The organism is Candidatus Thiosymbion oneisti, assembly GCF_900092655.1.
In the GTDB taxonomy this organism is placed as follows: domain Bacteria; phylum Pseudomonadota; class Gammaproteobacteria; order Chromatiales; family Chromatiaceae; genus Thiosymbion; species Thiosymbion oneisti.
Map to the genome: position 1 here is coordinate 1 of NZ_FLUY01000813.1, position 9111 is coordinate 9111.

11 protein-coding genes and 1 pseudogene are annotated in these 9111 nt (G+C 60.8%); 1 reads left to right on the top strand and 11 read right to left on the bottom strand.

Annotated features, from left to right (window positions below; translation table 11 throughout):
• Positions 1-286: 286 nt before the first annotated feature.
• A complete protein-coding gene (gene asd, locus BQ17_RS08740; protein ID WP_089726216.1) occupies positions 287-1183 on the bottom strand; it encodes an archaetidylserine decarboxylase in 897 nt (298 codons plus the stop codon).
• Positions 1176-1808 (bottom strand): SCO family protein, encoded by a 633-nt coding sequence (locus BQ17_RS08745; RefSeq protein WP_089726218.1) that lies wholly within the window; start codon positions 1806-1808, stop codon positions 1176-1178. The genes asd and BQ17_RS08745 overlap by 8 nt, the downstream gene beginning before the upstream one ends.
• A 107-nt stretch (positions 1809-1915) precedes the next feature.
• Here BQ17_RS08745 and BQ17_RS20545 point away from each other — a divergent pair, with 107 nt between their 5' ends.
• Positions 1916-2275, top strand: a complete 360-nt coding sequence (locus tag BQ17_RS20545; protein ID WP_141699179.1) for a hypothetical protein — start codon at positions 1916-1918, stop codon at positions 2273-2275.
• Between the two features lie 69 nt (positions 2276-2344).
• Here the strand turns inward: BQ17_RS20545 and BQ17_RS08750 are convergent, their stop codons facing one another.
• The 9 genes and pseudogenes from BQ17_RS08750 to BQ17_RS21690 form a co-directional block, all read right to left on the bottom strand.
• On the bottom strand, positions 2345-4069 hold the full coding sequence (locus BQ17_RS08750; protein ID WP_089726220.1) for a GMC family oxidoreductase: 1725 nt from the start codon (positions 4067-4069) through the stop codon (positions 2345-2347).
• 447 nt (positions 4070-4516) lie between these two features.
• Positions 4517-4951 (bottom strand): hypothetical protein, encoded by a 435-nt coding sequence (locus BQ17_RS20550; protein ID WP_133510280.1) that lies wholly within the window; start codon positions 4949-4951, stop codon positions 4517-4519.
• 85 nt (positions 4952-5036) lie between these two features.
• The gene (locus tag BQ17_RS08760; protein ID WP_089726224.1) at positions 5037-5540 is read right to left on the bottom strand and encodes a hypothetical protein; all 504 of its coding nucleotides are present in this window, start codon (positions 5538-5540) and stop codon (positions 5037-5039) included.
• On the bottom strand, positions 5540-5941 hold the full coding sequence (locus BQ17_RS08765) for a DUF6973 domain-containing protein (RefSeq protein WP_207787857.1): 402 nt from the start codon (positions 5939-5941) through the stop codon (positions 5540-5542). The genes BQ17_RS08760 and BQ17_RS08765 overlap by 1 nt, the downstream gene beginning before the upstream one ends.
• Positions 5942-5983: 42 nt before the next feature.
• Complete coding sequence (locus BQ17_RS08770; RefSeq protein WP_089726226.1) at positions 5984-6532, bottom strand: gluconate 2-dehydrogenase subunit 3 family protein; 549 nt, start codon at positions 6530-6532, stop codon at positions 5984-5986.
• The gene (locus tag BQ17_RS08775) at positions 6532-6993 is read right to left on the bottom strand and encodes a DoxX family protein (protein WP_089726229.1); all 462 of its coding nucleotides are present in this window, start codon (positions 6991-6993) and stop codon (positions 6532-6534) included. The genes BQ17_RS08770 and BQ17_RS08775 overlap by 1 nt, the downstream gene beginning before the upstream one ends.
• 111 nt (positions 6994-7104) lie before the next feature.
• Positions 7105-7506, bottom strand: a complete 402-nt coding sequence (locus tag BQ17_RS08780; protein WP_089726231.1) for a BufA1 family periplasmic bufferin-type metallophore — start codon at positions 7504-7506, stop codon at positions 7105-7107.
• Positions 7507-8090: 584 nt separating this feature from the next.
• Positions 8091-8867, bottom strand: coding sequence for a HesA/MoeB/ThiF family protein (locus tag BQ17_RS08785; RefSeq protein WP_089726232.1), 777 nt, complete (start codon positions 8865-8867; stop codon positions 8091-8093).
• A 19-nt stretch (positions 8868-8886) separates the two neighbouring features.
• A pseudogene (locus tag BQ17_RS21690) lies at positions 8887-9111 on the bottom strand (hypothetical protein); the annotation flags it as partial.

Below are 9111 nucleotides of genomic sequence, written 5' to 3' on the forward strand. Positions count from 1 at the left end.
GATTCCCGGCAAACACTGCTGGTATCCCCCATGACTGAGGTTCGATGCGGCCGCGCCGCTTTGCCGGCGCACTCCAAAGCAGTCCGGAATCCATAAAGAGCCTCGATCAATTGGTTAGTGTAGGGTCCGCTGTGCGGACCTTCTATCCGCTGTGCGGACTTTCTAAAGGTCAACACGACCCAGGAATCATGCAAGCCGGCGCGAATCAATTTTCGCGTGGATTCGCGCGATTCGGAGTTTTCTCTTTCGTATTCCGGCCCACCACGACAAGCGGCCAACAGCTAACTTAATGGCATTGGTCTGGGGCGTGTTCATGGATCTGTCCGATTCGCTGCCCCATGCGCAGGCGAGCACCGGGTTTGAGTCCTGGGTCCCATGTGATCCTGCCCGGTCCAAAGAGCAGAATGACGGTGGAGCCCATGTTGAAGCGCCCCATCTCCGCGCCCTTGTCCAAACGGATGACCATCTCTCCCTCGTGGGCCGGACCGGGCCTACGGATGCCGATGGGCGTGACCTGGCCTGCCCATACGGTCTCCATGCTGCCGACGAAGATGGCCCCTACCAGGATCAGGGCCATGGGGCCGCATCCTGTCTCGAACAGGCAGGGTACCCGCTCGTTGCGGCCGAACAATCGTGACACCAGGGCCGTGGTGACCGGGTTGACGCTGAACAGCCGTCCGGAGACACGGATCATCTCCCCCAGGGTAGCATCCACGGGCATGTGTACCCGGTGGTAGTCCCGGGGGGAGAGATAGATAGTGGCGAATACCCCGCCGTCGAACCTTTGCGCCCAGTCCTGACGCCCCCCCAGCAGCTCCGGGAGTGAGCAGTCATATCCCTTGGCCTGAAAGACGCGGCCACCGTCGATGGTGCCGAGCTGGCTCAGGGTCCCGTCCACCGGGCAGGCCACGGCGTCTTCCTGCATGGCGATGGGGCGGGCGTCCTGCCGTAGGGGCCGGGTGAAGAAGGCGTTGAAGCTGGCATAGGCCCTGGGGTCGGGCTCCCGGGCCTCGGTCATGTCCACCCCATAGTAGCGGACGACGGTGCCGATGAGCAGGTCCTTGACCGGTCGCCAGCGGACCCTGGTGACCCGCAACATGAGGGCCGAGAGTAGGTGATGGGGCAACAGGTACTGGATACCCACGTAGAGGCGGTGATACCAGCGCAGTGGTCTGTCAATCATGATCGGGGCTCAGGGTCTCGTCATGGGCGGCGATGGCGGCCAGGTCAGAGGCGATGGATGCGGGCGTTTGGGCGCTTGGAAACAGGGCCAACAGTCGACCCGAGGGTCCGATCAGGTAGCAGGGAATCGCTTGGTCCGCGGCTGGGGTAGTTGCCTGCACCGGCATTCCCAGGGCCGTCCGCAGGCGTTGCATCTCTCCGGCCGTGCCCGACAGGGGCCTAAGCACCGGAGACAAGCGGTCGAAGTCCAACGCCGGGGTCGAATCCTCAGGCTGGGTCGCAAGTACGAGCAGAAGCCGCTCCTGGAGGTCGGGATTGTCCGCCAGGCGGTTGTGTATCTCGATCATGCGCGTGACCGCTGGCTGGCCGAGGGCTTGGTTTGGATCGTCGAAGGATAGCAGGGTCCAGTGCCCCACCAAATGCTCGGTGGTGAAGGGCTGCCCGGCTGTGTCTCGGAGTGTGAACTCGGGAAGCGGGCGGGCCGGTCGGATCAGGACCCCTTCGATTGCGAGGGGAGTCGAGGTGGCGCGCTGGTATTGGTTTCCCCAGTAGTAGCCCACCAGGAACAGACCGATGGCCGCGACGGCCAGGGCCAGCCGGGCCAGGATTCCTCGAGGGACCTGCATCTTTGCAAATGAGTCGAGTTTATGCCCTGCACGAAAAAGCGCGTGTGGGATTGGTTTCGTTTCTCCCTCTCCCCAACCCCTCTCCCTCAAGGAAGGTGTCGTAATGGGTGCGACTCAAGTCGGACGGGAAAGCGCAGCGCATCCCGCCGCTTGGTCTTGTTTCAGTTTTCTCACACCAAGCCACCAAGACACGAAGCATTCTCCTCGATTTCCGGCGTTCTTCTCTCAATCCTTTATACCCCTTTGTGGCTTGGTGTCTTGGTGTGATGCAGAAGAAAAAAGGAAACGGGAGATCAGGTTATTCCGTTTCCGCCCCGCAACCGCCCACCGACGGGCTTTTGCGACACCCTCTCAAGGGAGAGGGGCTTTTGGGGCCGGTGGAATTCGTGTCCGTTCATGTTCATCCGTGGTTCTCTTTCCGGTTGTTATCCGCACCGCACAAAAAAATTCATGCCTCGTCGGTCTGAGGCTAAGCCTTGTTAGGGGTCTGCTGCTGCGTGGATCACGGATCGGCACGGCCGCTACGAACGCCCAAGTCAGACCGGCTCCCGGCCCGTGCCGTCACCCGCCCGTTTCGGCCCGCCCAGCTGGGCGACGATCCGGTCGGCGACCCGGAAGGCATTGGCGTAGATGGTCCAGGTGTAGGGCACGCTGCCGCCGGTGGGCATGAAGCTGCCGTCGGTGACGAACAGGTTTTCCACCTCATGGGCGCGGCAATCCCGATCGAGCACCGAGGTCGCCGGGTCGGCGCCGAAGCGGCAGGTGCCGGCAACCAGATTGGTGGGCGGAGCGCCGGAGGCGAAGTGCAGTACGTCCTCGGCCCCCATCCGCTTCAGCACTTCCGCCCCCTTGGTAGTCAGATACCAGCCGACCTCGAGGTTCCGGACGTGAAAGCCGGTACGGATGCGCGCTACCGGCAGTCCCCACTTGTCCTTGAGCTTGGGGTCGAGACGGACGAAGCAATCGTCGACCGGCATCCAATCGCAGAAGGCCTCCACCTTGATGTAGATGCCGTCGCGGAAGTGGGACTCCAGCCGGCGCTTGAGCGGCAGGCCCCAGCGCAGTCCGTCCGGGCCCTGGGCCTGATCGTGGGCGCGGGCGATGGGTGCCGGGTGCCGGTGCACGAAGTCGATGGTGCCCCCCTTGGCCGGTGGACCGAACTTGGGATCGTCGATTCGGTACCAATCCTGCAACGCCCGGTTGACGAAGGTACGCGAGTCCTTGAGTGTCGCCGCCTGGGCCTCCGGGAGCCGGGCATAGACCAGCCGCCCCGAGGCCGCGCCGCCCCCGGCGAAGAGCAGGTTGCGCCCGATTTGGCCGCTGCCGTTGGCGAGCCCTCGCGGATGGCGGGGTCCGACGGAACCGAGCAGCAGCCGCGCGCTCTCGATGGCCTGACAGGCCACCACATAGATGCCGGCATCGAGTCGCTGGAGGCGCCCACCCCGGTCGTAATACTCCACCCCCGTCAGCCGGCCAGCGGGATCGCTCACCAACCGGCTGACCATGGCGTGGGGACGGATCTCACAGCGGCCCGTGGTCACCGCCTGGTCGAGCAGCGCGGCGCGGGAGCTGCCCTTGGCGCCGGTGGAGCAGCCGGTGCTGCCGCAGCGCCCGCCGTTATAGGAGCAGCCGCCCCGGCTCTTAGCGGCATAGGGCAAAATGGCCCGCGGGGTGGGAAAGGGGTGATAGCCGAGCCCGGTGGCCGCCTGGTCGATCAGGCCCGCCAGCGGATGCTCGGCGAGCGGCGGAAAGGGGAAATCCGGTCGGCTGCGCGGCTCCAGATACGGATGGGGCGTGACCCGCCCGGAGATCCCTACTTCCTCTTCGACCCGACTATAGTAGGGCTCCAGGTCCTCGTAGGTGATGGGCCAATCGACCGGATTGGCGCCCGCGACCGGGCCGAAGAGCTCGCGCAGGCGGAAGTCCATCGGCTTCAGGCGATGGAAGTAGCCGCTCATGAAGTTGCTGGAGCCGCCGACGCAGTTGCCGTTCCAGAAGGTCCAGGACGAGCGGTAGGTGCTGCTCTCCTGCCACCCGCCCTGATCGTCCTCGGTCTCCACGATCTGGGGCTCGTGGCGCGGGTCCGGGGTGTAGATCCAACGCCGGCAACAGGTCAGCTCGTCCTTGCATAGGTCCTGCTCCCGGAACCAGGGCCCCTTCTCCAAGACCACCACCGAGTAGCCGGCACGGGCGAGGGTCAAGGCCACGGGACCACCCCCGGCCCCGCTGCCGATGACACAGACATCGAAATCCTGGTTCATGAGTGACTATTCAAATCAGTACCCAAAGAATGCAGACAGCTGGATTGTGGTTATGAGAGAGATGTCTTTTTAGCCGCAAATGAACGCGAATTAACGCGAATCGGTTGCAAAAGATCACGATATCTTTTCTGTCCGCAGATGACGCAGATTTTCACAGATTATTTCGTTTTGGGTCTGCGAGAATCTGCGTAATCTGCGGATAGATTGAAGCTACCGAATCATTTTCCCATACTCAATCTGAATCTTGGCAGCTCCGCTTTCGGCCGCCAATGAATGCGAATCAACACAGATCGGAGCCGATTTAATTTGCGTCCATTTGCGGCTAAAAAACGAGCCAGGGGCTATTGACATTTAATAAACAGTGGAGTTGGCAATGTCACTTGTCAATAATTATTATCTGTTGCTTTTCTTTTCTGAAAATCGGTTGTGACCTTTCTCGCGCTACGCTTAGTAATGAGCTAATATCCAAAATTCTTTTTCGTCCACACCAATACCGGCACAGGTAATCGTATCAGATATTACTCTGGATAAAGAAATATTACCGATATTGGAGATTTTTATGGCCTGCAGCTGACTGCCACAGTCCTTCCTTGATTGTGTTAAAGGGAAATCAGGCATATTTCCGACTGAAGTTCCTACCACAAGCAGCACGTAAGAAAGTATATCCTTATAATATTCGATTCGTATTTCTTCAGAATTGCTTTTCTTGATAAAGAAACAGTTCCGATTCAACGCCAGATTCGACTTTTTACCATTGACCTCGATACTGCAATTTTCCGTGTTCAGCAAAATAGTTTTATTTTTTATCCTGATTGCTTCGGTATCTGCGCATGCACAAGTGCTCAGCATTATTGAGAGTATTGAGATTATTAATTTTTCCATCGCTATTGCATGGGTTAACAACCCCTTTTATAGCCGGATGATTAACCCATCAGGGTGCTGATTCGCTCTTCCCGCGGAATGGTAGCTACGGCGAGTTTACCGGCGGGGCGGCTGGAATCAGCAATATCCAGGGTTCGCCGCGATCAACCTCGGCCACACGAAATATTGCAGTCTCGGGCGTGAGCGACGCCAACACACCACTCTCGCTCAGATCGCCGAGATTGCGGGGCAGGAGGGTCCACTCCGTTACCTTCCCGGCGCGCAGAAATACCAGGAGGCAGACATCGTCACGCCGCTCGATCGCAACGGCCCCGGAAGGGACGGAGGTACCGAGCGTCCGCTCGACCAGGGCGCGCGGTGTGTAGGGCGGAAAGACAGCGACGCGATCCCACGTAAACGAGGTTACATCAACCAAGCGTAACGGCCTTGTATCGGCGAGACGAGCCTGCACCGTCGCCCCAATCTGTTGCAGGAGGTCGGCGTTGACGTTACCGCAACCGGCGCTCAGACTGCTGCACAGCATCAAGGCAAAAAGCCGGCAAACGTACCCGTTGCCGAGTCGTGCGAGGCCACTCGAGCCGACAAGCATCACAAGATCCTCAGGCGGCCAGCATTCAGCGCGGCAACGCACGCATTAGCAATCCGCTTGTCGCTACTGCGCCGGTAGATCTTTCCGATCTCACGGCCCACCGCATTATTGTGCAGATCCATTTTCTTCTCGCGTGCCGGCTGTCCCGCGCGCTCCTCGTGTGCATCGGCAAACGCCTTCGCAAGTTCGGCGTTTACCGCCTTCACCATCAGTGCATTCCAGTAGCAGTGCCGAAAGGCGTCACCACGTCTATTGTGGAGGCCTGGTCCAGGAAACCGACGCTGCGCTTCTTCGGATGCCTTCTCCGCCGCCTTCCTGAAGGCCCACGCTGCAAAGGGGTATGATGCGATGAAGTCCCGTTCGGCCTTTGTCAACTGTTTGTAGTCGTTATGGATACCCATCGCGGTAATTCCCTAAACCAGGATCCTTGAGGGATCCAACACCTACGCCCGTAGCTCGAAATACCGCTGACCCAATCCAGGGCGTCGGTGTCCCGGCTCGATCCGGAGCCAGCGCCAGCCGATCCCGTCCGGATTGCCCCCGTAGATCGGATCGGCAAGCAGGGCCTCGAACAGGTAATCGAGCACCAGCAGGAGCCACTCGGTGCCGCCCTCCTCGGCCTCCAAAGTGCGCAGGGCCCGCTCGCGAGCGGACGGACTAAGCGCCGCGAAGGTGCCGCCTGCGGTTTGCGCCGCGATCTCGCGGAGCCGGTCCAAACCTGAGCGCAGGATCCGCGGTTCTGCAGGATCGGTCCCTTGCCAACCCATTACGAACCGGAGATAGCTCAGGGCATTGACTTCGCGCGCGCCGGGGGCCTGGGCCTCCGACGGGAACAGGTGCTCCTGGACCAGGCCCAGGGTGTGCCAGCCTTCCGGCTCGATGCCGGCGCCGGACAGGGTTGCCGGCTCTGCCGCGGCAAAGGCCTCGAGACGCGCGAGCGCCCCGGCGGACAGAAGGGCCCCGGTGGAGGCAAGGAAGGCACGGCGATCCATCAGCGATAGCGGCGCAAAATCAAATGATCCAGCGACAGCTTGCCCGGACCGTGGAAGACGAGCATCGCCAAGAGGGCGCCCCACAGGATATGTTGCTGCAGCCCCGCGGCACCGTCGTCGGAGAACAAGAAGCTGCCATAGGCATAGACGGCGACGAGGTTGAACAGGAACAGGGCCAGCGACGAGAGCCGCGTAGCCAGGCCGATCGCGATCAGGATCGGCAGGGTCAGCTCGGCAGCGGTACCCAGAACGGCCGCGACCGCCGGCGGCAGCAAGGGAACCTCGTACTCGTCTTTGAAAAGCCCCAAGGTGCCGGACCAGCTCTGGATCTTGGTCAGACCGGACATGAAGAAGACCTGGGCTACCCAGAGCCGAACGGTGAGATCGAAGAGCGGACTTAGGAAGGTGAAAAAACCGGTACAGCGGTCGAAGGCACGGAAGATGATGCCGGGTTGAGACATGATGACTCCTTGTCTTTCAGGCAAACGGACTGCGGGCGGGGGGACCTCCTCCGGGAGGTAGTCGACTCACGGAGCAGGTGGCCGCTGAACGGCCACCCGCCGTTGGAGTCCTTACTTGTCCTTATCTATCCCCAGGGCTTCCTTCGTATCATCGAAGATCTTCTTGAGCCCCCCTGTCTCCTCTTCCTTCTTCTCCTTCAGTTCCTTTTCCTTCTCTTTCAGCTCCTTGTCTTTGTATTTGTCCTTGTACTTGTCATCCTTCTTGTCCTTTAGCTTACCGTCGGCTAACTTCTTGCAGGTCCCCTTGGGCACATAGACCCACTCCTTCGGATCCTTGTCCTTCTTGGCCTGACCAGCGCAGGAATGGCCCTTGGCCCCACAGTCGTTCATCCCGGCCTTGGCGACGCCGTAGCACTTCTCGAACCCCTTCTTGGCGGCAAGCGCGTTGCCGGAGGTAGCCAGACCAAACGCGAGCACGGAGGCGAGGGCACTCATGGTTACAGACTTGTACATTGAAAAATCCTCTTCTGGAACAATTAGGTAGGGCCAAGCCTTCAGACCACCTGCAGCGACTCGGAGGCCGGACAGTCAGACAAGAAGACCCGCCCGCAGCGACAATTCTCTACGCTGCAATGTGGATTCTAATCGGAATTCCGGTTTCGTGCGCTACCTTTTGCGGGTGCGATCCTGAATTATTCGGCGTTGTCCGGAGGGAAAAGATTCCTCCTATGTCGGGACAAGAAAGATCCCTCCTGCGTCGGGACAGGGTTTGACGTGTTGCGTTCGACGCACCAAGGCTCGTTGATCTACGGCTAGGCCAGTGCCGGCGTCTTAACGCAACCTACACCTACATTATCCCCCACCTGGCCTGGCCGCGCGGACCTTGCTTTAAGTGTAGGTTGGGTTAGGCGCGCTGTCCGATCCCGAAGCACAGCGACAGGACTGAACGCGCCGTAACCCAACACGTCAGATCCCACAACCAACACCAAATAACCCAGGACCGCGCCCCGACGGGCACGGCATCGAACGCGGCGTAACGCAACACGACGCCAGGATCCGTTTCAACCAAACAGTTCCTTAAGGATCTAGCCCGCGGATCAGGAATCGGCACGGCCTGATTGTGCCGCGGATGGTCGGACACCACATACGGGGCAATCCGGATCGGCAGTGACTCGGACAGTGCGGCACTCTATGGTCATGGCGTCCAGCAGCAGCAGCCGCCCGAACAGGGGATCGCCCGCGCCGGTGAGGAGCTTGAGGGTCTCGGTGGCCTGGATACTGCCGACGATGCCCACCACCGGGGCGAGCACCCCAGTGGCGGCACAGGTCTCGTCCAGGCTGCCGTCACGCGGATAGAGGCACTGATAACAGGGACCGCCGGGCATTCCCGAGAATACGGCCACTTGGCCCTCGGTGCGGATGGCGGCCCCGGAGATCAGGGGCACACCCACCCGGAAACAGGCCTCATTGACGGCGAAGCGGGTGGTAAAGTTATCGCAACCATCGACGACCGCGTCCACCCCGGCGAGCAAGGCGGGCAGGGTGTTCGCGTCGATACTGCCCTTGAATCCTTCGATCCTGACCTGCGGATTGATGGCCTGTAGGGTCTGCCGGGCAGAGTCCACCTTCGGCATCCCGATGCGCGCGCTGGTATGCAGGATCTGACGCTGGAGGTTGGACAGGTCGACGGTGTCGAAATCCGCGACCACCAGGGTCCCGATCCCCGCCGCGGCCAGGTAGATAGCCACCGGTGAGCCCAATCCGCCGAGCCCCACCACCAGCACGCGCGCCCTGAGCAGCCGTTCCTGCCCCTCGACACCCACCGTCGGCAGCATGATCTGGCGGCTGTAGCGCAGCAATTGGTCATCGTTCATGGAGGAGGGTCTTTGGTCTTCAACATTCACCGACCGGGCCGGCGGCAAAATCCTTTGGCCGGAAGGCGTCATCATTGCGCAGGATAACCAGCCCCTCGCGCCCCAGGGTCAGTACGAACAGCCCTTGGCGATAGGCATACCGATCCGCGGATTCGTCTATACTTAAGGCGGCAACCGCTCCGAACAGGCGGTAGCCCCGGTATTCGGGGAAGAACTCCGGAAACCGCTTCAGGTCCTTAAGGAG

Coding starts and splice junctions, on each gene's coding strand:
- BQ17_RS08760 (WP_089726224.1), bottom strand. CDS start 5,540: ATGCTTGTCGGCTCGAGTGGCCTCGCACGACTCGGCAACGGGTACGTT.
- BQ17_RS08780 (WP_089726231.1), bottom strand. CDS start 7,506: ATGTACAAGTCTGTAACCATGAGTGCCCTCGCCTCCGTGCTCGCGTTT.
- BQ17_RS08785 (WP_089726232.1), bottom strand. CDS start 8,867: ATGAACGATGACCAATTGCTGCGCTACAGCCGCCAGATCATGCTGCCG.
- BQ17_RS08775 (WP_089726229.1), bottom strand. CDS start 6,993: ATGTCTCAACCCGGCATCATCTTCCGTGCCTTCGACCGCTGTACCGGT.
- BQ17_RS20550 (WP_133510280.1), bottom strand. CDS start 4,951: ATGGAAAAATTAATAATCTCAATACTCTCAATAATGCTGAGCACTTGT.
- BQ17_RS08765 (WP_207787857.1), bottom strand. CDS start 5,941: ATGGGTATCCATAACGACTACAAACAGTTGACAAAGGCCGAACGGGAC.
- asd (WP_089726216.1), bottom strand. CDS start 1,183: ATGATTGACAGACCACTGCGCTGGTATCACCGCCTCTACGTGGGTATC.
- BQ17_RS08770 (WP_089726226.1), bottom strand. CDS start 6,532: ATGGATCGCCGTGCCTTCCTTGCCTCCACCGGGGCCCTTCTGTCCGCC.
- BQ17_RS08745 (WP_089726218.1), bottom strand. CDS start 1,808: ATGCAGGTCCCTCGAGGAATCCTGGCCCGGCTGGCCCTGGCCGTCGCG.
- BQ17_RS08750 (WP_089726220.1), bottom strand. CDS start 4,069: ATGAACCAGGATTTCGATGTCTGTGTCATCGGCAGCGGGGCCGGGGGT.